This is a genomic window from Thalassospira sp. GB04J01, from assembly GCF_000751115.1.
GTDB lineage: Bacteria > Pseudomonadota > Alphaproteobacteria > Rhodospirillales > Thalassospiraceae > Thalassospira > Thalassospira lucentensis.
In genome coordinates this window covers 136,369-158,763 of record NZ_CCDX020000009.1, presented here as the reverse complement: position 1 = coordinate 158,763, position 22,395 = coordinate 136,369, and the positions used below count along the sequence as shown (strand labels likewise).

Here is a 22,395-nt window from a genome sequence, read left to right as displayed (position 1 = left end):
CCGGATCTTGCAATATTTCGATATTTTTCTTTTCGCTCTGATCGCTGTTTTTCTCGTGCTGCGTTTGCGCGGTGTTCTTGGCCGTCGTACCGGTAACGAGAAACAGAACCAGTCCGATGTCTTTGGCCGTCAAAAGCACGAAGACAATGGCAGCACCGCCCAGAATGGCGCTGCGCCGCAGACCGATAACGTTTATCGCCTGCCGGATTCTGAAAACGCAGATGCGCAGTCAGATGTTCCATCTGGCACGTTCGCAACGTTGCAGAAAATTCAAAAGGCTGATCCGAGCTTTACCCAGCAAGATTTTCTTAATGGTGCGCGCATGGCGTTTGAAATGATTGTTGAGTATTTCGCCAAGGGCGACAAGGACGCGCTTAACCCGCTTCTGTCGGCCGAGGTTTACAAGAATTTCTCTGCGGCGATCGATGCGCGCTCTGAAAAGGGTGAGCACGAGGAAACGACACTGGTCGGAATTAAAAGTGCGACGATCCATGATGCCAGCTTTGAAGAGCGTACGGCGTATGTGACGGTCAAATTTGTTTCCGAAGAAGTCTCGGTCATTCGCAATGCCGAAGGCGATGTTGTTTCGGGCGATCCCAATCAAGTGGTTGAAGCCGAAGATCTTTGGACGTTTGCGCGCAATACGCAAAACAATGATCCGAATTGGCAGCTGGTGGCAACCGAAACCCCGGAAGACGAACCGTCGGAGTAATCTGACGCACCGTCGCGTAACCGGTTCCATCCAAACACACGATATCAGGCGACCCGCATCAGACGGGTCGCCTTTTTTAATGGGCCACTTTTAATGAGCCACGTGGAAATCAGCTTTTTATTGCGGTTTGACGGCAAAACAGCGGTTCAAGATTATCGGCTTGTTAAACATGTTTCTGGAAAATCCGACTGGCGTGATGTTGTGTGTTTGCGACAGCGCGGGTTTCGTATTTTTGGCCTTTGCATTTAACGGGTTCCATCTTGAAAAGACGTTTGGTTCTGTCGCGCAGCCTTTCTTTTTTGTCGATTTTCATTGGGGCAATATGTGCCCTTGTGTGGATGTTTTGGCCCGATATTAGCGGGTTGATCACAGAAACGACGAAGGAACCGGCCCCACAAAAAGAAGAATTGACCCTGCGCGCGGTGCCGTATGGCCAACTTGATGGCTGGCAACGCGATGACATGCGCGGATCGGTCCGTGCGTTTCAGCGGTCATGCCGGGCGATGGTCCGACGTTCTGATGACCGTGGGGTTGGTCCAGATGCCCGTATGGGGACGATTGGCCAGTGGCGCGGGGTATGTGATACCGCGCTTGCACTGGATGCTGATACCCTGCGTAAAGACGATGCACGCGCGTTCTTCCAAAGTGATTTCACCCCGTATCTTGTCGGCAATGGCAAAACATCCGAGGGGCTGTTTACCGGATATTATGAGCCGGAACTGCGCGGCAACCTGACGCGGGACGGCAAATATCAGACAGCGATCTATCTTAAACCCGATGACATGGTGTCGGTCGATCTCGGCGAGTTTAGTGACGAGCTTAAAGGCAAAAAGCTGGTCGGGCGCCTGTCGGGCAGCAGTTTGAAACCCTATTACGACCGGGCTGAAATCGAAGGTGGTGCGCTTTCGGGGCGTGATCTTGAAATGGTTTGGGTTGATGATGCGGTCGATGCGTTTTTCCTGCAAATTCAGGGATCGGGGCGCGTGGTTTTACCCGATGACAGCGTATTGCGGGTGGGTTATGCCGCGACCAATGGGCAGGCCTATTACGCGATTGGCCGTGAGTTGATCGACCGTGGGGCGTTAACGCGGGAAACCGTGTCGCTTCAGACGATCCGCAAATGGCTGCATGACAATCCTGATGAGGCCGATGCGGTGATGAACACCAATGCATCCTTTGTCTTTTTCCAGCCGCTTAAAACCGATCCCGATGATCCCGATGCCGGGCCGCTGGGATCGCAAGGGGTGGCACTTGAACCTGGCCGGTCGTTGGCGGTGGATCGCCGGTTCCATGCGATGGGCGTTCCGGTGTGGCTGGAAACGTCTGATCCGATGAATGCGGATCGCACGTTTCATCGTTTGATGGTGGCACAAGACACCGGCGGGGCCATTCGTGGGCCGGTGCGCGGGGATATATTCTTTGGCCCGGGGGAAGACGCGGCCCTGTTTGCCGGACATATGAATAGAACCGGTCAGAAATTCATTTTACTGCCCAAAGTAATTGATTCTGCTCAGTGGCCGGATCAGTAGGGTTTGGATGGAAAAAGCGTTGTAATGTTACGCCATATTGTTCTGTTGCAGGTTGCCAGCGATGTTGATCTGGCCAGTGTTGACCTGATCATCAGCCAGATGGAAAAAGCTGCGCTGGCCGTGCCCGGCGCAATTGCCTTTGGCGGTGGGCCGAAAAAACCCGGCAGCGGCATGAGTCAGGGCTTTACCCATGGCTACACCATTGATTTTTGTGATGAAAAATCACGTGATACCTATTTGGCGGAGCTTGATCGCGACCATGTTGGTCGCCGCCTTTCCGATATTACCGTGGGTGGGCTTGGCGGGATTTTGGTGATGAACGTTGATGTCAGAGATATTCGAACACCGGGGGTGGAACCCTTAAAAGACCGGAATAAAAAGCCACAGTTGCGCTGGGTTTAATTTTCAAAATAGAATCATATAAATGATCCTGTGTAGCTAAAAAGTTGTGTTTCTGGCCGGAAATAGCGCCATCAGCCTTGCCCCAAAAACGTTAATCAACAAACCGGTCATGACCAGAATGGCCGAGACGATCTTGATTGGTCCGAAATCCTCGCCCAGAACAAGGGCCGATGTTGCCATGCCGACAATCGGCACCAGCAGGCTAAACGGTGCGACCAGCCCGACCGGCAGGGTCGAGAGCAACCGGCCCCAGATGGCAAAGCCCAACAATGTCACCGGATAGGCCAGATACAGAACCGACCCAACCCCAATCCAGCTGATCTGGTCGGTAAACAGGGCAAGGCTGGCGCGGTCTTCGGTCAGGAATGACAGGATCGCAAGCGGGATGGGTGGCACCAGACTGGCCCAGACGACAAAAGACAGCATCTTGATCGGTCCGGCCTGTTTCATAATGATGTTGGCGACCCCCCAGGCGGCTGCGGCGGCAATCACAAGGGTCAGACCAATGGCGGTGATGGAGCCGTCCGAGACCAGCAGCAACACGCAAACACCGCAAAAGGCAACGACCATCGCAACGATGCGATGGGGACCGATTTTTTCGCCGAGCACGAAAAAGCCAAGGATGACGGTAAAGAACGCCTGAAGCTGTAAAACCAGCGACGAAATCCCTGCCGATAGCCCAAGATCCATGCCCAGAAACAGCAATGAAAACTTGATACAGCCCAGCACCACGCCAAAGCCAACCACATATTTCCAGTGGCATTTGGGTTTGGGCAGGAAAAATACGGCCGGTAAGGCAGCAAAGGCAAAGCGCAGGGATGACAGCAAAATGGGCGGCATTTCGCCAAGACCCAGTTTGATGACGGTGAAATTCGCACCCCAGATGGTGACAACCAGAAGGAGAGCAAAAAACTGACCGAACGACATGTGTCTGAAACCTTGTGACCATTTCGTGGGGAAGATCACGCTATGTTGCCCAGAGAGGTTCGACAATCAAAACAATGTCAGGGTGACACTTTTGCGCAAGGATGTGAAAAGGACCCACCATATAAAAACACCGGATAGCGGGGCCATCCGGTGTTGATCTGTCTGAGAGTTTTGTCGGAGGGCGGCTTATTGCGCAGCAACCACACCGTCATTGCCAGCATCCGGTTTGGCACAGCCACCAACGCGTGATTTGCGCTGACGCTGGCTTTCGGATTTAAGCTGACCACAGGCGGCGAGAATATCGCGCCCGCGCGGCCAGCGGATTGGGGCTTCATAGCCGTTATCAAGCAGAATCTGGGCGAACTTCTTGATGTCATTGGTCGGCGTGCATTCGTAATCCGATCCCGGCCATTTGTTGAACGGGATCAGGTTGAACTTGCAGTGAACGCCTTTGACCAGTTTGGCCAGTGCACGGGCATGCTCGGGCTTGTCATTAATGCCCTTGAGCATCACGTATTCCATGGTGATCGGCCGCGAATTGGACATGCCAGGATAATGACGGCAGGCATCCATCAATTCCTTGAGCGGGTATTTCTTGTTGATCGGCATGATTTCATTGCGCAGGTCGTCTTCGGGCGCATGTAGTGAAATTGCCAGACCAACACCAAGTTCTTCGCCACAGCGCACGATTTCAGGCACCACACCGGATGTCGACAGCGTCACACGGCGGCGCGAGATCGAAATGCCTTCGCCGTCCATGGCAATGCGCAGCGCATCGCGGACGTTTTCATAGTTAAATAGTGGTTCGCCCATGCCCATCATCACGATGTTTGACAGACGGCGGATGCCATTCGACGGGGTTGGCCATTCGCCGTAACTATCACGCGCAATCATGAACTGACTGACGATTTCACCCGGTGTCAGGTTGCGCACCAGAAGCTGGGTACCGGTGTGGCAGAACTTACAGGTCAGCGTGCAGCCGACTTGCGATGAAATGCACACCGCACCGCGGTCCTCATTCCGGTCCGGGATATAGACAGTTTCGGCTTCATTCCCGTCATGGAACTTCATCAGCCATTTATGGGTGTCATCCGTACTTTTCTGATCGGCAGTAAGGACCGGACGCCCGACATAGAAATCTTGTGCCAGACGGTCACGCAGTTTCTTGGAAATGTTGGTCATGTCCTCGATGTCGGTGACACCACGGTAATAGACCCAGTTCCACAGCTGTTTGACGCGGAACTTGCTTTCGCCCATGGCGGCCATCAGTTCGGTCAGTTCTTCGCGGGGAATGCCCACCAGATCACGACGCCCGTCGGCTGCCTGCCCGTTGGCGGCGCGCGTGACGAAGTCGGACAGCGAAGGACCGCTTGTGCCGGACGTGCCAGTGCCAGACGTGCCGGTGCTGGCGTCGGCTGGAAGTGCGGATGCGTTTTCAGTCAGGACGTCGGTCATCCCGGTCTCTCTCTTGGTTCTGGTGGTCGTGTGTCATGTTGCTATCTGGTGATTTTGCCGATCACGCACAACGTACCTTGTGTTTTCGTGATCATAGCAGAAAATCGATCAGAGCGCGTGCGCGGGCACGCAAAATCCAAATGCAATGAACTCAGCCCCGCATATAGCGGGGCTGAGCCAATTTAGAAATGATAAATTTCACATTGCAGCCATCGCGCATGCGCAATCACGGTTGTAATGCGTATCGCAGAAGGTGAACCCCTGCGTTTATCTAGCCTGACCCCTAAGCTGTGCCTAGTTCACCGGCTTGACGCTGCAAGCCTTTGAAATCGCGTTATAGGCGGCAGTAAACCCGGACAATGAATAGGTGTCTGTGGTTTTGGTGTCACGCGATGAGTAGCCGACAACAACCATCGTTGACCCGGCTTTCATGGCCTTAATCAATTTCTGATCGCCTTCGCTGGTCGAGGCCCATGCGGAATCATCATGGGTGAACAGCTTGAAGGATGTGGAATCGATTCGGAGATCCACCTTGCTATCAGACTTATAGGTATAGCCGGTGATGAAGCTGACTTCGTTGAGAAGCTTAAGCGACGGACGATGGGTGACCATCGCGTAAATCCGTCCACGTTGGGTATAATCACCTTTTGCCGAGGTTGGCTGACTGCCCATATAGCAGACTTTTTGGCCTTTCTCGGAATAGGTATAGGCTTCCCATTTGCCGAAGACATCAATCAGCTTGGGAGTGTTTTGAGCCTGTGCGCTGGTGACAGGGACTGCCACGCAGAAAGTGCTTATCAGCGCGATAAAGGCAGCAGCCAGCGAAGTTCTGACGAGACGATGGGCGTGTTTTTTCATGAGGTCGCGTATCGTGTCTAGAAGTTTCGGGACGGGCCCTTAGGGTCTGTACGCAATGGACTGTTCTAAAACGTGTTTAGCCATTCAATTGCGTACAGACCCTAAAGGACCATGACTGGACGAATAAAGTCGCCTGATGTGGCGAATTTATGAGGTTGCTTATCGACCCTGCCAACAAAAGGTAAATATTCAACCAAGGAAATCAGATCGTATCGGCGAAATCGGCATTCAATTGGGTTCAAACCCTAAAACCAAGATGTTATCCGCGCGAAAGACGTTGTTTCCGCACCTGATCAAGACAGTCCTGGATGGAGATTTTTTCGTTCCCGCGGCGCATTCGGGCCAGCATATGATGCAATTCGCGGTCATCGGTTTTGGCATCTGACTGTGCAGCGGGCGAAAAGAACATATCAAACGAACATTCATCAGACCGATATTGCCAGACGCGGATGTCACCTTCGCCGCGCATCAGTTCCGGTTCGCCGACTTTTTCCAAAACAGCCTTTTCCGACAACCCGGTAAGCGTTTCGGCCGCGATGGGTTTAAACGGAATGGCGGCTGTTTTTTTCGGAGTGGTTTTGGGTTTTTGCGTTTGGCTACGGCGCGGGACGTCTTGTGTGATCGATTTTGTCGATCTGCCGGCCACGGTCCCCGTTTTGGGACCAGATACAGTGCTGGTTGCTGTCTTGCCGTAACTGGTATTGGTAGTGCCCGGTGGCACCGCATTTCCGCCACACGCGGTGAGCGCTGCGCCGATCACAGCCAGAAGAAACACCACCCCGAAGGCACGCCAGGCATGCGTTCGGGGCTGGGTTATATTTGATCGCACGGCGAACACGGGATCAGGAATCGTCCGATTTGCGCGGAATGGTGATTGCCGCACTGTTGCCGCTGCGCGACGTGCCATCATCGCTGCTTTCGACGTAATCAAGGCTGCCCTTGATGCGTGCGCCATTTTCGATCTGAAGTGCACCGTAGGTGATTTTGCCGCTGATTTCAGCCGAACCAATGATCACAACGCGGCGGGCGTTCAAATCACCGTCAAATTTTCCGCTGATTTCGGCTTCGTCAACCTGGGCTGAACCGACAAAGGTGCCGCCGTTGGAAATTTCCAAACGTGCGCAATCCTTGATCTGGGCTTCAACGTGTCCTTCGACGACCAAAACGTCGCAAGAACCGATTTCGCCAGCCAGACGGATATCACGACCAACTGTCAGCTTTTTGCCGTCGGAATTGTGACTGGCGCTGGCAGGGCGTCCTGAGCTGCCGCGGGTTGGAATCTCAAGCGGGCGTTTTGGGATTTCCGGGCGGAAGCTGGTGGAGTGCGGTTTACTGGACATTTGTGGTTCATCCTTTGTACGCGGCTTGCTGAAAAGCTGCGGCTCAGTACGTTTTTCTGTTTTTACGGCAGGGCCGGTATTGACGCTATTTTTGTTGGCGACGCCAGAAGACTCGATCTTGGTCTCGTTGTTTGCCGCGGAAAGAGCACCTGACTCTCCTGAGGGAGATGTATCTGACGAAGCCGGACGGCTGTCGACTGTTTTGTTGGCTTTTTTCTTTCCAAACATTGGATGACCAGATCCTTTGAGCATTTGTTTCGGTATTTGGGTCGGTATTCGGGCGCGCGGTCTGACAGCAATTTGCAGAGCGTTAGACCGCAGTTTCCGGGACATATGTTCCCAGGCGAACAGAGTAATGAACCATAAAGGCCGTGGCGATAATCGGTGCGACCAGATTGACCAGCGGAATGGTCATTAAAAAGGTCAGGCCGACACCGGCAAGCCATAGCTTTTTCTGGCGGCTTTTGCGGATGGCCTCAACCGTGCGCGCATCATAACGGCGTATGGCGACCAGTTCAAAATATTCACGCGACAGAAGATAGCCGTTCATGCCGTAAAAGGCGATGATATAGACCGGTCCCGCCAAAAGCAGCGGCAATATCAAAATGTTAAGGGCCAGTGCGGTTGCGGCAAATTTCAGACCGCTGATCAGGGCCTCGCTGATGGGTTGCGGGCGGGTTTCGGGCAGGGTCGGATAATGTTTGTCTTCGACCGCATCGGCAATCTGATCGAGCAGAAGGCTCGAGATCAGGACCGTGGCTGCGGGAAACAACAGCACCACAAGCACGGCAAGGCCAATGCCAAGAATCCAGTCGGCGGCACTTTCAAGCCAGCCACCATCGGCAAAGAAGGTGATCGAACTCAGTCCGAACCAGATCAGAAGCCAAAGACCGACAATGGTTGCCAGCGCGCCAGCAACACCGATCAGCACGACCTTGCGGAAACGCGGGTCGGAGAATTGCGCGACGGATTTCATAAAGTCATTGATCATCGAACGTGTCGGTCCTGTGTCTTCAGTTGGCGGTAAATCTCGCCACGAGGGAATCATGCCTTAAAATAGTAGGCAATGAAAATTAACAGCGCGTGAAATCTATTGCCTGTGTGGGGAATTTCTTTGGCCATTTTTATGCGCAAACCGTCATATCGTTCGGGTTGGGCAAAAAAAAGGCGTCCGGCCAGGGGGAAGACCGAACGCCAGCGCTCCGTTAATCTGGAGCGTGAGGACAGGTAGGGGAGACCTTATCCTCACACCGGGTTCCATTCATTTATCAGGAACCTTGTGACAGTCTTTCATATAGGGATCAGAGCCGGTTTCTGCCAGATATCACACGCGCCCAAACACAAGATTTTTTGCCGTTTGCAACGATTTGATCGGGATAGGCAGATCGTTACGAAACCCCAATGTCTGCAAGGGTTTGAATCGCATCATTTTACGGTTTGACCAGCGGTTTTGCGCTCATCAGATCGTGATCGTCAGGTGATGGAAATTTTCGGGTCAGTTGCGCTGATTTGGCCAGATGCGATCAAATTTGAACAGCTCGGGATCAAGAGAAACGTGCTCTTCGGTGTTGAAAAGGGTCACGGTGGTTTCGATCCCTGTCGGGTCGGTGACGATCCACTGGCGCAACTGCATGGGGCTTTCGGCAAACACCAGGGTCACACTGCCCGCCCCCGGATCGGATTTACGCACCAGTTCGACACGAATGGTTTCGGCCGTGTGGCGGTAATCAACGATTTTAACCTTGTCGGTCAGGGAAATGTTTTCAGCCAGAATGATCCCGGCGGGGGTTTCATCGATATCGAAATAGGTCGGGGCGTTGATTTCCTTGTCATAGTAAATGAAATCATGCCCGGTCGAGACCAGCAATATCTGGGCTGGCGGGTTATATTCAAACCGCATTTTGCCCGGACGTTGCATGTAAAGCTTGCCCTCGGCAGCCCCGCCATCCGATGAAATCTGAACAAAATCAGCCCGAAGAGTGGTGATATCGCCCATATAGGTTTCGATCTTTTTGATCATTTCCGGGCTGATATCAGCAGACTGCGCATGGGCGGCATTTGGCAGCAAGGTAAGACTTGTGATCGCGCCAAGACCGATCGCGGCACTCAGCACGGAGGCGGCCATCAACGAACGGGATTTCTTACCGAACGTATGAAAAGCGGTCTGCGAGAATTTGGAGAAAAACGTCATATGCCTGTCTTGCCTGCCTGATCTTCGGAACAAATATCTTAACGCGATTGCGGAACATGAATGGCAGATGATAAAAATCCTGCCAAATGAATACCCACAAGAGCGAATAACATATCGCATCATTTGGCCGGGAAGGCCAGCCGGGTCAAGCTGTGCCCGCAAATGATCACAATTGGCGGCTTTGTGCCGTATTTGCGACATGGCTGATACAAACCGGTGAAGAGGAGAACGCATTTCATGAGCCGTATCGTTGCCATCCAGATGGATCCGATTGAATCCATTGATATCAAAGGCGATTCGACCTTTGTGATGGGCCTTGAGGCCCAGTCACGCGGATATGATCTTTTGCATTATCATCCCGACGACATGTTTTATGACCGGGGCCGGGTTCTGGCCGAAGTCCGACCGATGACCTTGCGTTATGAAGCGGGCAATCATTATGAGCTGGGCGATGCCAGGATCATTAACCTGGCAAAGGAAACCGATGTTATCCTGATGCGCCAGGATCCGCCGTTTGACATGAATTACATCACAGCAACCCATTTGCTGGAATCGATCCATCCGGAAACCTTCGTGGTCAACCATCCGGGGCATGTGCGCAATGCACCGGAAAAGATTTTTGTCACCGAGTTTCCCGATCTGATGCCGCCGACCATGATCACGCGCTCCGCCGCCCGGATCAGGGATTTCCGCGAAGAATACAAGGACATCATCGTCAAGCCGCTGTTTGGCAATGGCGGGGCGGGTGTGTTCCACCTTAAACCCGGTGATGAAAACTTAAATTCCCTGCTGGAGATTTTTGCCGCCCAGTCGCGTGAACCGCTGATGGTGCAGGCCTATTTACCTGATGTGCGCAAAGGTGACAAACGCATCATTCTGGTCGATGGCAAGGCGGTTGGCGCGATCAACCGGGTTCCGGCCGAGGGCGAAGCACGATCAAACATGCATGTTGGTGGTGTGGCGGTAAAATCGATGCTGACCGACCGTGAACGCGAAATTTGCGAGCGGATCGGCCCGGAACTTAAAAAGCGCGATCTGATCTTTGTCGGGATTGACGTGATTGGCGATTACATGACGGAAATCAATGTCACCTCGCCAACCGGGTTGCAGGAAGTGAACCGTTTTGACGGATCAAAGCTTGAAAGCCTGATCTGGGATGCGATTGACAGCCGGCTGGCGTAGGTTCAGCCCGCAGGCGACGCTATTTATGGAGGGCAGGTGCAGTTGGTACCTGCCCTTTTTTGGTTATTTGGCGGCAGGTTTGATTTCGACTTCGACAAAGGTGAAGGCAAACGTGTTGTCGTTAATGACATTATGGGCAACGCCGGTTTTACGGGCATAAGATTTCCCAGCAGTCAGCGGCGATGTGACGATGGTGCCGTCGTGCATTTCAATGGTCAAATCACCGGTGGTCATCGGGACAACGACATAGTCCATTTCATGGATGTGACCGCCGGTTTCCGCACCCGGGGGAAAATGCCATTCGGTCACGCGAACGGTATCGTCATCGACCTGAACGGTTGGGATTGCTTTGGGGCGTTGTGAAGCCAAGGGCGTTCTCCTCAATGTCACGGCCAGTTGGTATCTTGATGTTCGTAGCGTAAACGATTGCCCTTGCAGCTCAATCACTGAATTTGAGAATGCCCATCCGTGAAGCGAGTTTTGGGCGACGTGATCAAGGTCGCTTGCCCTTTTTTGTGCATGTTGTTCTGGTGTGATTGCATCATCCAAAAGGCAACGCTGGAACCAAAACCCGTATCAAGCGTATGATTTATGAGCATCTTTGGCCAAGGTAACAGGACCGCATGACAGAAAATCAGGTTTCCACACCTTCCCGTGACGGTCTGTTTGGCCCGTTTTTGTTTGCGCGTGGCAGCGATGGTACAACAACCCGGATCGCGGCCCTGATCGTCGCGCCCGAGGGGGCCAAGGTACCGGAATTGCGTGCGATGGGGCGTGACTTGGTCACGCCGGAAAAACTGGCAACCCTGTTTGGCCGGACTTATTGGCGGTTTGATTTTGACGTGCCGGCGACATCCGATGCTCACTATAGTTTCGAGAACGAAACATACCCTGTTTGCGCGGATATGACGGCGGATTTACACATTGGTTTTGTGTCGTGTAACGGGCAGGAAGACGGTGATCTTGACCGCCCGCTTGAAGATCGCAATGCGCTTTGGAGTGACCTTGCCGATCAGCATGCAAAGCGGCCCTTTTCGCTTTTGCTGCATGGTGGGGATCAGATTTATGCCGATGGGGTTTGGCAATGCCACGCCGATATCCGGGCATGGAAAAAAGCGCGGCGTGGGCAAAAGCTTAAAACCGCCTTTTCCGACGAGATGCGCGATGCGGTCTTGAAATTCTATCTTGATTATTATCTGACGATCTATGATCAGCCGCAGATCAGCCACATGCTGGCCCGAGTACCGTCGCTTATGATGTGGGATGACCATGACATTTTTGATGGCTGGGGCAGTCACAAGAAATGGTTCCAAGGGGCAGCGGTGGCGCGCGGTATGTTTGCCTGCGCACGTGAGGCATTTTGTTTGATGCAGCTTGGCACCAGTGCCGATGGACGGCCAGATGGCCTGTCTGATGGTCTGCCCGACACCGAGCCCGATCGCCTGCCCGACATGGTGCTTGACCGGTCGGGCAAAAGCCTTGCGTGGAAGGTTGATTTCCCCGGGATGACCGTGATCGCGCCAGATTTGCGGTCTGAACGGACCCCGGAAGTCATCATGGGCGATCATGGCTGGCGCGATATTGCCCCGGCCCTTGAAAGCATTCCCGAAGGCAATCGCATTTTGCTGATGTCGAGTGTGCCGGTGATTGGTCCGCGTTTGTCGCTGGTGGAATTTTTCCTGCATATGATGCCCAGTGCCCAGAAATACGAAGATGACCTGCGTGATCAGTGGCAAAGCCGTTGGCATCGCCGCGAATGGTGCCGGTTCCTTGAACTGCTTGAACGTATTGCCAACGATCATGATCACGAGATCACGATCGTGTCGGGTGAAATTCATGTCGCCACGCGGGGCACTTTTGAAACCATGGGCAAAACCATCCATCAACTGGTGGCATCGGGCATTTCCCATACCGCCCCGCCCAAGGCCTTTGCGCGCGCATTGGGATTGCTGGCCTGGATCGGTGATCATCCGTTGCCCGAACGCCCGACAAAGTTAAAACCGCTGCCCGATCGTAAAGGTGTCTATTGTGCGGCGCGAAATTACCTTACACTGACCCGCAAAGATAAAAACTGGGGTGCGAAATGGCATCTCGAAGGGATTGGCTGGACACCGGACCTTAAGGTCTAGGAGGACGCCCGAATCAGGGCAGATCACGGCAAGGGGCTTTGACGATGCAGCTTTATTATGCGCCAACATCACCGTTTTCGCGCAAGGTGCGCGTGGCTTTGCGTGAATTGGGTCTGGAAAAACAGGTGCGTGAAATCCTGATTGATCCATGGACCGATGATGCGCTTCGCGCACACAATCCTTTGGCCAAGGTCCCGACGTTGATCCTGCCCGATGGCATGGCGGTTTATGAGTCTGCGGTGATTTGTGATTACCTTGATCAGGTTGCGCGTGCTTCTGGGGCGTCGGATGGCATCATCCCGCAGGACGGTATCGCCCGGCTGAATGCATTGAAATGGCAAGGACTTGCCGATGGCATGATGGCGGCGACGGGACGGTTGTTTGCTGATGCCCAGCGCCCCGAAGATGATCGTTCCGAATTCGTAATGGAGCGACAGGCGCAGGCTATTCAAAGCAGCATTGATGCGATTTTAGACGGGTTGGCGTCTTTGCGGACCGAAGATGCGCATCTGGGCACCTATTCGGTTCTGGTGGGGCTGTATTATATTGATTTCCGCTGGCCGGACCGGCGGTTTGACATTCCGGTGCGGGTACGCGACTGGATGGCGATCATGTCCGAACGTGAAGCGTTTACCGAGACTGTTTTTCACCTGCTCCATGACACCGACCCGAAGTCAATTGATTGACGCCTGCGCATCGGTTAAAGCCATCGCGAACCAAGCCAAATTGCGTTATGATGTGGTTTGCCAACTTAATTGATGAAAAGAGCCTGTATGACCGAACCGACGATCACCAAAGGAATGCGTGAACGGGCCTGGATCCGTGCCGACAAGATTGACGGCGAAGATCCCCGCGAAGTGCGTAAGCACAAGGAAAGCGGCATCACGATGAAAAAAGAAAGCTTTGGCAAGTTTCGCAATTTCGGCTGGACCGTGGTCAACGAAGAAGCTGTTCCGTGCCGCAAGGAATTCCTGCCGCCGCGTGATGGTAGCACATCGGACGAATAGGGTCTGACCGATTGTGATCGGGCGTGATCGTTCGGACAATTGACAGATCAATCAGGGAACGGCGCAATAGGCAGGTGTCTTTTGCGCCTTTTTTGATGATTGACTGGACCAGCCCCATGATGCGCCGATCTGCGATTTCAGGCGATGCGATTGACTTTGTATCGCTTGGTGATATCGCCCCTGATGTGGTGATTTCCCATATGTCTGATCCCCGGATGGGTGTTCACATGCCGCTTTTGACCGGGGTGTGGGGTGATGATGATTACGTCCGGTTCAGGTCTGCCAAGGATGCGTGTTGGCAGCGCGACGGGCTGGGTCATTGGGCGATCCTGCATGACGGGAATTACGCCGGATGGGGCGGGTTTCAAAAAGAAGGCGATGAATGGGATTTCGGATTGGTGCTGCGGCCTGGTTGCTTTGGGCTGGGCATGGTGATTACGCGCAAGGCGCTTGCCTTTGCCCGGTCCGACCCGCGCATTCCCTTTGTCACCTTTCTGCTGCCGCCATCGCGCACGAAACTGGGAGCCTTGCGGCGCATTGGTGCCCGTTTTGTTGGTCCGGTGGACCACGACGGGAAAGCGTTCCTTAAATATCGGCTTGAAACCGCGTAAGACGGTGGAAACCTATTTTTCCAATTCCTGCTTTGGTTCCTGAGACAGACTGATCAGATCCGCCAACAGTTGTTTTGGATCGGAATGGGCCACCAGTCCTTCAAGGTCTCGCTGGGTTTTTTCCCAGACGGGAAAGGCACGTGCGAGAAGGGCCAAGCCATCCTCGGTCAGTGTTAGCAAACGGCCCCTTTTATCTTTTGGGTCGGGATTAATTGCCACCAGACCGCGCCGTTCAAGCGGTTTGAGGTTGGCGGTCAATGTGGTGCGATCCATCGCCAGAAGGTCGGCGACATCCTTCATATGCGGTGGATATGGCCGGTTCAACGACATCAACAGCGAATATTGCCCGCTGGTCAGGTCAAACGGGCGAAACGCATCGTCAAATCGACGTGCAATGGTGCGTGCCGCCCGGCGCACATGCAGGCACAGGCACGAGTCCCGCACCATCAAGGTATCGGCAAATGGTACGGGTCTATCGCTGCGGTTGAAATCTTTTTTTGACATGAGATTATTATGTTGATATCAACGTATTTGTCAAACGGGAATACAATAAAACACTCATCAACCAGCCGGTTTGACCGTTTTGATCAGGTGCCATTTGTTCTGTGGCAAGGAGGATGCCCCATGCAGCAAAAAATTAGTCCGTTTCTATGGTTTAATGGCTGTGCCGAAGATGCCGTCAATTTTTATACGTCTGTGTTTGCCGAGGCAACGATTGGCAAGACCATGCGCGCAAGCAAAGCGGGTCCCGGCCCGGAAGGCAGTGTTCTGACCATTGGTTTTGAACTTTTTGGTCGGAAATTTACCGCGTTTAATTTCCCAACCGACTTCAAATTCACCGAAGCCGTTTCCTTTGTGGTCGATTGCAAGGATCAGGCAGAGGTCGATTATTACTGGGACTGTTTGTCCGAAGGCGGGGAGCCGCGCGATTGCGGCTGGATCAGGGACCGTTTTGGCGTTTTCTGGCAGATTACCCCAACCCGCCTGATCGAGTTGATGACCGATTCTGACCCGGATGTTGCTGCACGGGCGGCGACAGCAATGATGACCATGCAAAAGATTGATATCGCGGCGTTGGAACGGGCTGTTCAGGCAGGCTGATTGCCGATCCCTCGTGCCACCAATTGAAGGATATGTCCGATGACTGACAAACAATCACAGGACCAAGCCGCCATCGCCGATGTCTTTGCCCGCTGGGCAGAGGCCAACCGCACCAAGGATATTGATGCGATCTTGGCACTTTATAGCCCCGATCTCTGTTCCTATGACGCGGTCGGGCCGTTGCAATTTAACGGGATGACGGAATACCGCGCCCATTGGGAAAAATGCCTGCCCAAGGACGCAGAAATGGTCGTTGAAATGCAAACACCGGTCATCCGGGTGTCAGGCCATCTGGGTGTTGCCCGGTTTTTGATCCGCTGTGGCATGCGCCAAGAGGACGGGACCGAGCAGGCAAGCTGGATGCGGGCCAGCTACCACCTTGAAAAGCAGGCTAACCAATGGCGCATCGCCCATGAACATTTTTCCGTGCCTTTTGATTTTGACAACGGTGCCGCCCAGTTCGGGTTGGAACCATAATTTAACGCCGCCAATTGATGTAACAAAGGAATGCCCCAATGAAAGTTATCAGCTACCTCAACTTTGATGGAAATTGCCGCCCGGCGATGGAGTTTTACAAATCCGTTCTGGGTGGCGAACTGATCGCCATGCCGTTTGGCGATACGCCGATGAGCAAGGACATGCCCGATTTTGCCGATAAAATTGCCCATGCCTGTTTGATGGGGGATGGCTGGCACATCATGGCATCCGATTGCCCGCCGGAGCATTTTACCGCGATGCAGGGCATGAATATTTCCGTGCATTTCCCCGATGCGGCGGAGGGCAAACAGCTTTTTGACAAGCTGGCCGAGGGTGGCACCATCGTTATGCCGTTCGAGGAAACCTTCTGGTCAAAGGGGTTTGGACTGGTGAATGACAAATTCGGCACACCATGGATGGTTAATACCGACTACGCGCCAGAATAGTCGGTCGTAAGTTTCGGGGGTAAGTTGACCATTAAGCCCCTGTCACCCAACGATATGTTGCCTTGATCCCCATTTCCCGTCACAGTGATGCAACTAGGGGTTATGGGGATCAGCCAACATGACAGCGCGGGTTACAACGGTTGCCTTTGCCGGGATTGAAACGATTGCTGTTGATGTTCAGGTGCAAATGGCAAGTGGCCTGCCGGCGTTTTCGGTTGTTGGATTGCCTGATAAAGCCGTGTCCGAGGCCCGCGAACGGGTGCGATCCGCCTTATCAAGCATGGGGCTAGCCTTACCACCCAAGCGCATCACGATTAACCTCGCCCCGGCCGATTTGCTCAAAGAAGGGTCGCATTTCGATCTTCCGATTGCATTGGGGCTTCTGGCTGAGATGGATGTCATCGGCCATGAGGATATCGCCCGGTTTTTAGCCCTCGGCGAGCTTGGCCTTGATGGCAGCATCACCAGTGTCGGCGGGGTTTTGCCGGCCGCCATGGAAGCCAGCATGCAGGAATTTGGCGTGATCTGCCCGTGTGATAACGGGGCAGAGGCGCTTTGGGCCGGTGATCTTGAGATACTTGCGCCCAAGAGCCTTGTCAGCCTGATCAATCATTTCAAAGGCACACAAATTCTGGCCCGGCCGCGCGCCATTGCCAATGTCGCCCCGGCTGGTCCGGTTTCGGACCTGCGTGACATCAAGGGACAGGAAAGTGCCAAACGCGCACTCGAAATCGCCGCTGCCGGGGGCCATAATTTATTGATGAGTGGTCCGCCCGGATCGGGGAAATCCATGCTCGCCGCGCGTCTTCCGGGTATTTTACCCGATCTGGATGCAAGACAAGCACTTGAAACCACGGTCATTCATTCGGTTTCGGGATTGCTGCCCGAAGGTGGGTTGATCCGCACACGGCCGTTCAGGCAACCACACCATTCTGCATCGATGCCTGCACTGGTTGGTGGTGGCCATCGGGTCAAACCCGGTGGGAAAATTCTTTAGAAATGAGACTCAGATTATTAGCGAGTGCTCTCTTACTTATCACAGATAAATCAAGTGCCTGAGTGTTTTAAAAAACACATTTAGGGTTTGATGTAGAGTATAATATTTTTTGATTATGAGACTCCCTGTACTTTTTTTATGAAATCCCTTCTCGCTGCTTCAATCGTCGTTAGCATCGAAAATTGCTTTCAAGAGGTTACTATCTTTTAAGTCAAGATAGTCTCTTACAGATTGGTCTTCGTCAGTTTTGGGAGGATCAATCAGCTTGTACTGCGCAACTCTGCCACGAGAGGTGGTGTCATGTAAGACCCCTCCTTTGTCGCGGTACTGTATCTCCACTAAACCACATTCTCTGAAGTAAGAAATGACGTGTGATACGTTAGCAAGTGTCGGAGATCTTGCTGCCTTGAAAAACTGACGATTGAGTAGTTCAATTAATACTTCAAGTTGCGATCCGCTGATTGTTCCTGAGAGATAAGCCTTGTTGGCTTTGGCGATCAACATTTCGAGTTTTCTGTAGTCGCTCGAAATTTTCGTAAGGCGCCGCTTACCGTTGAGTTTTAAATTGTAATCACTGCGGTCAACTAGTGCCGCTATTTCGTGACGTGTAGCCCTGACCACACCGTCATTATCAGCTAAGGAGATCAAGGCAATAGCGATCTGCGTTGCAAACCGCGGTCGCGCGTGTGCATGCGATGCTGCTAGTAACTTGATGGATAAGTTTTTAATTTGCATCAGAGTAACACCCACGTTTGGCACATGCCTTCAGGCACGAGTAAGGACTTCGTGTGTGTCGTCTTAGCAAAATGCCCTCTGAAAAATTGTCAAAGAGCAACCGACATAGTATAGAATTTTATTATGGAGGGTAAGGTGTTCGGAATAAGAACTAGCAGGTAATTGGTTAGGAATTTTTTCCTGATTTCAAATTCTTTAGGAATCAAGACACCACAGGAACGCTTGTTTTTTCACGTATTTTGAACATTCAGTTTTATAGATTTTACGTATCCAGCTTTGACTTAGGCTCCAAGGGCTAGTTTTACTGCCGGGTTCCCGAGTATTTCCAAACTATCCTAGTCTCTCGGTAAAAGTTGCATACAGAGTATTTCTCCGGGATCGGCCTGTCCTTGCACGAGCTTCCACCTCGACCTGCCGAAGGCTTAAGTGGGAGCCATGCTCACGCGCCAGCATTCGACAAACATTATTTATTATTTCTGAAGGTGTAATCCATGGCCAAGGGTACCGCATCGTTTTGATTTAAATTTATGACGATGTTATGAGCTTTGAATGAAATTAGTCATATTAGGAAATTGATTGCCGGAGCAATTTTTTGATCGCGTCAGCGTCGAGTTTCGCTATGGCATGCGCAAACATGAACATAGCATTGGAGCTGGCACCATCATGCGATTTCAGCTCAGTTGGTATTGATTGTGCTCGCTCCAATCTAGACATGTCGCTGACTATTTGAGGAATATCCTCGAAAAAGAAGTCAATTTCCACGCCGAGAATATTTGAAAGTGACAGCAAATGGCCAGACTTGAGCCGGTCGCTTCCGGTTTCATATTTCTGCATTTGTTGGGGGGACACGTTTAAAGCAGCCGCTAATTCGGCTTGTTTGATCCCCAAGACAATGCGTAACATTTTGACACGTTGCGCCACATGTAAATCAATAATATGTGGTCCGTCAAAACTTCCCATCCGGCGAATCATGGGGTTATTGTACCGAGATTCCGAGTGCGGTAAGGGTATCAATATCCATGCGACCAGTTTTTCCAAGTGAACGATCCGATTGAAAGTTTGTGATCGCTTCACGTGTCATTGGGCCAAGAAGTCCATCAATATCTCCATTGTAGTATCCAAGGCGCATCAGTGCTGCCTGAACACGGACAACCATCATCGAGAGCTCTTGAGAAGATGGCTTTGAAATGATTGATGAACCTGTATTTGGTGGGACGAGGGTCGAACTCCGAGCACTTGGAGCAGTTGGCGTTGGTGCAACATAGGACGGGGCCGGTGCTGAATAACTGGGTGCCGTAGTGGCTGGCGGTGTGTAGCGATATCCTGAACTGGATCGGTGACTGGAATGAGAACTATGACTGCGGTGACTTGAGTGAGAACGATGGCTTCGGTGTCCGGCAAACAGATCTTGCGAGGTACTGTTCAAGGTATTGGGCAGTAAAACAGGCTTTCTGTTCACATCTTGATTGGACCAATAGTCATTATCGATGACTGCTGCACCGGCAGTTGATCCGGAGAATGCACTACCAGCGACAACGGATGGCCAGGAGAGAATTGCAGTCAGTTTCTTTTGCCATTTGGACATTATTCGGCTTCCTCAAACTCGGGGTGAGGTGACTTTTCGATTGGGTGGATGGATCTACTGGTCCAACCTGGATCAATCGTCCGGAAAAATCCGCAACAATTACTCTTCTCCGCGCACTCTTCGCACTCAGGAAGATACACGTTCTTCCAGTCTGAAATGCTTTGCCGTGAAAAGTCCCATAATGCAGGTGAGACTGTGCATAATGGAAAGTTGTAAAGACTGGGATTCATCCCGCGGTCTGCGAGATAAGAAACGGCTTCGAATAGCTGCTCCTGACAATCAATCGGATCAATCCACACATCATTGTGGTTGGTGCGCGCAAACCCCATAGGCTCCAGCGCCATGAATGCTATATGATCGACAAAACTCAGATTGTGAAAAATAAAACGCGCAAGCTCGGATAGTCGATCTACGTTACTTTTCTGCACGACGACCCGTATTTCGATGCTCGCATTGGCACGTGCGAGATTATAGAGCCCTTCAACGGTCTCATGCCAGGCGCCGTGGGACTGAACAATGTAATCATGTTGACCAGGATCATCGGAATACAGCGGGATACCCCATTGAATATGGGGATGGTTTACAGCGGCAATCATCCGACAGAATACGGGATCAGAAAATCGACGCCCATTGCTCAGAATATGCAGCACTGTTTCTGGTAAGTGACTGCGTGCCTGGTGCAAAACGACGGCGAGATCATCGCCCAGCAATGTCGGTTCACCGCCACTCAGACCGAGCATTTTCTCGCTCTGATCAATCAGTGGGATGGTGTCGAGCATCTGCTGGACAAACCAGTGATCATCGACTTCACGTGGTGGCTGCGAGCACATCACACAAAAGCTGTTGCAGCGTTCTGTTGCCATCAGAGTATTGCTGTTCGAACCCCGTCGATAGAAGACGGAGATGCGAGAGCTACCCTCCTGGACCCTGATCACATCACCTGGGGCAATCACATCTTCGGTCTTGGGGTTTTCAATGGTGATTCCAGAAATATCCTGAACCGGGCGTGAAGTTGCGATAACCGCACCCGCAAACTGCTCGAGCGCAAGGTCTGTGACTGGTTGATCGAGCCAAATGAGTGACTTTTCCGCAGGAAACCTTGCCTGGCGTGCTTCCTCAATATCAACGATCTTTAAAACCCGCGCGCCGCGCAGGTGGTTAATGTTGGCTTGTGTGTAAAGAGGCAGCATTAACCTGCCTCTTGCCGAGTTGACACGAGGTCGGAGAGTGGCTTGCGAGTAATCCAGGACATAAATACGGACATGATGTCAGGGTCATTCTGTGAAATATAATCAAAGAACAGTTCAAAATAGGCCGTTTGTCGCTGACAGAATTCGCTGGTTGTTCGGTCTCCTTCCGGATCGCCCTGTGTCGCCACATGAAACACAGGGTCTGCACCACAATAGGGAACAAATGCGCAGTCGCAGCATCCTGAGAGTTCCTCGGCAACGCCATGGTTATTTATGATCTGCATCGCTGGTGATTTCTGCAGGCGTGCGAGTTCCTGATTTACGTCTCCCATGCGGAACCGATCATCACCCATTTCAGCGAGCATGCGAGCTTCATCCGACACATAGACCCCGCCATCATAGTTATAGACCAAGACGTTACGCCCAGCGGCTGCTGGTGACTGCAAGTCGACATAGCTGGTTGGAAACGGTGTCAAAATGCGTGTGAGAAGCAAGGAAGCATAGGTTTCTTCCAGTCGAACACCCTGAAGGTTGAGTTCAATCAGATACGCAATAGCTTCCCTGTAGAACTTCATGAATTCGGTTGTGCTGTAGCCGAGCTTGCTGGCCGATTTGACCGCAAAACCAAATGGACTGATTGGGCGTAGTGAAATGGTCTCAAGGCCCGCTTCGACATAGGTGTCAATAATCGCCCGGGCATGGGGCAAACTGAACCGACTGACCGTTGTCAGGGCAGAAATATGTTCTTGGCCACAGATTTCCCCGGCATTTTTAATGGCATCAATTGTGCGCCGCCAGGAGTCACGGGTTGCATTGGGGCGGTTGGCATTATGCACGAAGTCCGGGCCATCGAGCGATGTCGAGAGCTCAATGCTGTGAGCGCGACAAAAGTCCAACTGCTTTGTATCCAGCAGATGAAGCGTGGTCGTCATGACGAAACGGACTGCGCGCTGTTCGCGTTCGCTCCGTTCTTCTGCCGCATGGACGATCCGGCACAACAAGTCAAAGCTAAGTGCTGCCTCGCCACCTTGAAATTCGATGGTCAGTACATTTGCGGTGCTTTCAAAAACCCGATCCAATGCCAGACGCGCTGTTGACCAACTCATATCAAACCCGCAGGCCGATAGTTTCTGAGGCGTGATTTGACAATAAAGACACCGATGGTCGCATCTCAGAGTGAGAACAAAGATGTGGAGTTCGGGGGCCTGAGTTACGTGGTGTTTGCGTGTCCGTGTCTGAGCTTCAATGGCATCAAAGAGCGGACCATGATTGCTGTCGCACACGATGTGACGGCTACGCAGGTTTTTGAAAAGCTCTGAGTCTTTCGGGAGCTCATGATTGACGAGCGAGGCATATTCAACTGGCGATACGAGCTGGTAATCGCCAACGCTGGAGGTGATTAGGATATGCCCATTTTGCGAGAGCTTTCGTGTGCGAAACGGCAGCAACTCGTAACCAGGTGTTTGTGAGCTGAACGCACTTTCGGGGGAAAATTCAACGGCCCTTTTCTGAAGTGACATT

At 52.4% G+C, this 22,395-nt stretch carries 25 protein-coding genes and 1 pseudogene; 12 read left to right on the top strand and 14 right to left on the bottom strand.

What is annotated here, in order from left to right:
* The first annotated feature begins 7 nt into the window (after positions 1 to 7).
* The 3 genes from AMM48_RS07970 (at position 8) to AMM48_RS07960 (ending at position 2,643) form a co-directional block, all read left to right on the top strand.
* Positions 8 to 712, top strand: coding sequence for a Tim44/TimA family putative adaptor protein (locus AMM48_RS07970; protein ID WP_022733654.1), 705 nt, complete (start codon positions 8 to 10; stop codon positions 710 to 712).
* 338 nt (positions 713 to 1,050) lie between these two features.
* Positions 1,051 to 2,241: a murein transglycosylase A gene (locus AMM48_RS07965; RefSeq protein ID WP_244271162.1), complete on the top strand. Its 1,191-nt coding sequence runs from the start codon at positions 1,051 to 1,053 to the stop codon at positions 2,239 to 2,241.
* Between the two features lie 24 nt (positions 2,242 to 2,265).
* Positions 2,266 to 2,643, top strand: coding sequence for a Dabb family protein (locus AMM48_RS07960; protein ID WP_102783595.1), 378 nt, complete (start codon positions 2,266 to 2,268; stop codon positions 2,641 to 2,643).
* A 36-nt stretch (positions 2,644 to 2,679) separates the two neighbouring features.
* Here the strand turns inward: AMM48_RS07960 and AMM48_RS07955 are convergent, their stop codons facing one another.
* The 7 genes from AMM48_RS07955 to AMM48_RS07925 form a co-directional block, all read right to left on the bottom strand.
* Positions 2,680 to 3,570 carry an EamA family transporter gene (locus AMM48_RS07955; protein ID WP_102783594.1) on the bottom strand — a complete coding sequence of 297 codons (891 nt, stop codon included), beginning with the start codon at positions 3,568 to 3,570 and terminating at the stop codon, positions 2,680 to 2,682.
* Positions 3,571 to 3,756: 186 nt separating this feature from the next.
* Positions 3,757 to 5,025 (bottom strand): 23S rRNA (adenine(2503)-C(2))-methyltransferase RlmN, encoded by a 1,269-nt coding sequence (gene rlmN, locus AMM48_RS07950; RefSeq protein WP_102783593.1) that lies wholly within the window; start codon positions 5,023 to 5,025, stop codon positions 3,757 to 3,759.
* A 294-nt stretch (positions 5,026 to 5,319) separates the two neighbouring features.
* Positions 5,320 to 5,883, bottom strand: a complete 564-nt coding sequence (locus AMM48_RS07945) for an invasion associated locus B family protein (RefSeq protein WP_022733660.1) — start codon at positions 5,881 to 5,883, stop codon at positions 5,320 to 5,322.
* A 259-nt stretch (positions 5,884 to 6,142) separates the two neighbouring features.
* Positions 6,143 to 6,661, bottom strand: coding sequence for a hypothetical protein (locus AMM48_RS07940; protein WP_146030392.1), 519 nt, complete (start codon positions 6,659 to 6,661; stop codon positions 6,143 to 6,145).
* Positions 6,662 to 6,725: 64 nt separating this feature from the next.
* Positions 6,726 to 7,223: a polymer-forming cytoskeletal protein gene (locus AMM48_RS07935; protein ID WP_240626376.1), complete on the bottom strand. Its 498-nt coding sequence runs from the start codon at positions 7,221 to 7,223 to the stop codon at positions 6,726 to 6,728.
* A 310-nt stretch (positions 7,224 to 7,533) separates the two neighbouring features.
* Entirely contained in the window at positions 7,534 to 8,214 is a 681-nt protein-coding gene (locus AMM48_RS07930; protein WP_022733663.1) for an EI24 domain-containing protein, read from the bottom strand.
* Between the two features lie 504 nt (positions 8,215 to 8,718).
* Positions 8,719 to 9,414 carry an outer membrane lipoprotein carrier protein LolA gene (locus AMM48_RS07925; protein ID WP_102783590.1) on the bottom strand — a complete coding sequence of 232 codons (696 nt, stop codon included), beginning with the start codon at positions 9,412 to 9,414 and terminating at the stop codon, positions 8,719 to 8,721.
* A 237-nt stretch (positions 9,415 to 9,651) separates the two neighbouring features.
* On the opposite strand from AMM48_RS07925, the gene gshB reads away from it, so the two are divergent.
* Positions 9,652 to 10,596, top strand: coding sequence for a glutathione synthase (gshB, locus tag AMM48_RS07920; RefSeq protein WP_022733665.1), 945 nt, complete (start codon positions 9,652 to 9,654; stop codon positions 10,594 to 10,596).
* A 63-nt stretch (positions 10,597 to 10,659) separates the two neighbouring features.
* Here gshB and AMM48_RS07915 read toward each other — a convergent pair whose 3' ends face one another.
* Positions 10,660 to 10,965 carry a cupin domain-containing protein gene (locus AMM48_RS07915; RefSeq protein WP_102783589.1) on the bottom strand — a complete coding sequence of 102 codons (306 nt, stop codon included), beginning with the start codon at positions 10,963 to 10,965 and terminating at the stop codon, positions 10,660 to 10,662.
* A gap of 254 nt (positions 10,966 to 11,219) precedes the next feature.
* Here AMM48_RS07915 and AMM48_RS07910 point away from each other — a divergent pair, with 254 nt between their 5' ends.
* From AMM48_RS07910 to AMM48_RS07895, 4 genes are all read left to right on the top strand, one after another.
* The gene (locus AMM48_RS07910) at positions 11,220 to 12,725 is read left to right on the top strand and encodes an alkaline phosphatase D family protein (protein WP_102783588.1); all 1,506 of its coding nucleotides are present in this window, start codon (positions 11,220 to 11,222) and stop codon (positions 12,723 to 12,725) included.
* 44 nt (positions 12,726 to 12,769) lie between these two features.
* Positions 12,770 to 13,411 carry a glutathione S-transferase gene (locus AMM48_RS07905; protein ID WP_102783587.1) on the top strand — a complete coding sequence of 214 codons (642 nt, stop codon included), beginning with the start codon at positions 12,770 to 12,772 and terminating at the stop codon, positions 13,409 to 13,411.
* An 87-nt stretch (positions 13,412 to 13,498) separates the two neighbouring features.
* Complete coding sequence (locus AMM48_RS07900; protein ID WP_022733669.1) at positions 13,499 to 13,732, top strand: hypothetical protein; 234 nt, start codon at positions 13,499 to 13,501, stop codon at positions 13,730 to 13,732.
* A gap of 116 nt (positions 13,733 to 13,848) precedes the next feature.
* The gene (locus AMM48_RS07895; protein ID WP_181951558.1) at positions 13,849 to 14,343 is read left to right on the top strand and encodes a GNAT family N-acetyltransferase; all 495 of its coding nucleotides are present in this window, start codon (positions 13,849 to 13,851) and stop codon (positions 14,341 to 14,343) included.
* Between the two features lie 12 nt (positions 14,344 to 14,355).
* Here AMM48_RS07895 and AMM48_RS07890 read toward each other — a convergent pair whose 3' ends face one another.
* Positions 14,356 to 14,847: a MarR family winged helix-turn-helix transcriptional regulator gene (locus tag AMM48_RS07890; protein ID WP_102783586.1), complete on the bottom strand. Its 492-nt coding sequence runs from the start codon at positions 14,845 to 14,847 to the stop codon at positions 14,356 to 14,358.
* A gap of 120 nt (positions 14,848 to 14,967) precedes the next feature.
* Between AMM48_RS07890 and AMM48_RS07885 the strand changes: the two genes are divergently transcribed.
* The 4 genes and pseudogenes from AMM48_RS07885 to AMM48_RS07870 form a co-directional block, all read left to right on the top strand.
* A complete protein-coding gene (locus AMM48_RS07885; RefSeq protein ID WP_102783585.1) occupies positions 14,968 to 15,444 on the top strand; it encodes a VOC family protein in 477 nt (158 codons plus the stop codon).
* Positions 15,445 to 15,483: 39 nt separating this feature from the next.
* Positions 15,484 to 15,921, top strand: coding sequence for an SgcJ/EcaC family oxidoreductase (locus AMM48_RS07880; RefSeq protein ID WP_102783584.1), 438 nt, complete (start codon positions 15,484 to 15,486; stop codon positions 15,919 to 15,921).
* Between the two features lie 38 nt (positions 15,922 to 15,959).
* A complete protein-coding gene (locus tag AMM48_RS07875) occupies positions 15,960 to 16,367 on the top strand; it encodes a VOC family protein (RefSeq protein WP_102783583.1) in 408 nt (135 codons plus the stop codon).
* Positions 16,368 to 16,485: 118 nt separating this feature from the next.
* Positions 16,486 to 17,349 (top strand): annotated as a pseudogene (locus AMM48_RS07870) (ATP-binding protein); the annotation flags it as partial.
* Positions 17,350 to 17,523: 174 nt separating this feature from the next.
* Here the strand turns inward: AMM48_RS07870 and AMM48_RS07865 are convergent.
* The 5 genes from AMM48_RS07865 to hxsB all read right to left on the bottom strand — a co-directional run bounded on the left by AMM48_RS07865 (position 17,524) and on the right by hxsB (position 22,394).
* Complete coding sequence (locus AMM48_RS07865; protein ID WP_071240248.1) at positions 17,524 to 18,099, bottom strand: hypothetical protein; 576 nt, start codon at positions 18,097 to 18,099, stop codon at positions 17,524 to 17,526.
* Between the two features lie 564 nt (positions 18,100 to 18,663).
* The gene (locus tag AMM48_RS07860) at positions 18,664 to 19,059 is read right to left on the bottom strand and encodes a helix-turn-helix transcriptional regulator (protein ID WP_071240249.1); all 396 of its coding nucleotides are present in this window, start codon (positions 19,057 to 19,059) and stop codon (positions 18,664 to 18,666) included.
* 16 nt (positions 19,060 to 19,075) lie between these two features.
* Positions 19,076 to 19,684: a His-Xaa-Ser repeat protein HxsA gene (hxsA, locus tag AMM48_RS07855; RefSeq protein WP_071240250.1), complete on the bottom strand. Its 609-nt coding sequence runs from the start codon at positions 19,682 to 19,684 to the stop codon at positions 19,076 to 19,078.
* Complete coding sequence (gene hxsC / locus AMM48_RS07850) at positions 19,684 to 20,874, bottom strand: His-Xaa-Ser system radical SAM maturase HxsC (protein ID WP_071240251.1); 1,191 nt, start codon at positions 20,872 to 20,874, stop codon at positions 19,684 to 19,686. Before hxsC ends, hxsA begins: the two co-directional genes overlap by 1 nt.
* Complete coding sequence (gene hxsB, locus AMM48_RS07845; RefSeq protein WP_083379361.1) at positions 20,874 to 22,394, bottom strand: His-Xaa-Ser system radical SAM maturase HxsB; 1,521 nt, start codon at positions 22,392 to 22,394, stop codon at positions 20,874 to 20,876. The genes hxsC and hxsB overlap by 1 nt, the downstream gene beginning before the upstream one ends.
* Position 22,395 lies beyond the last annotated feature (1 nt).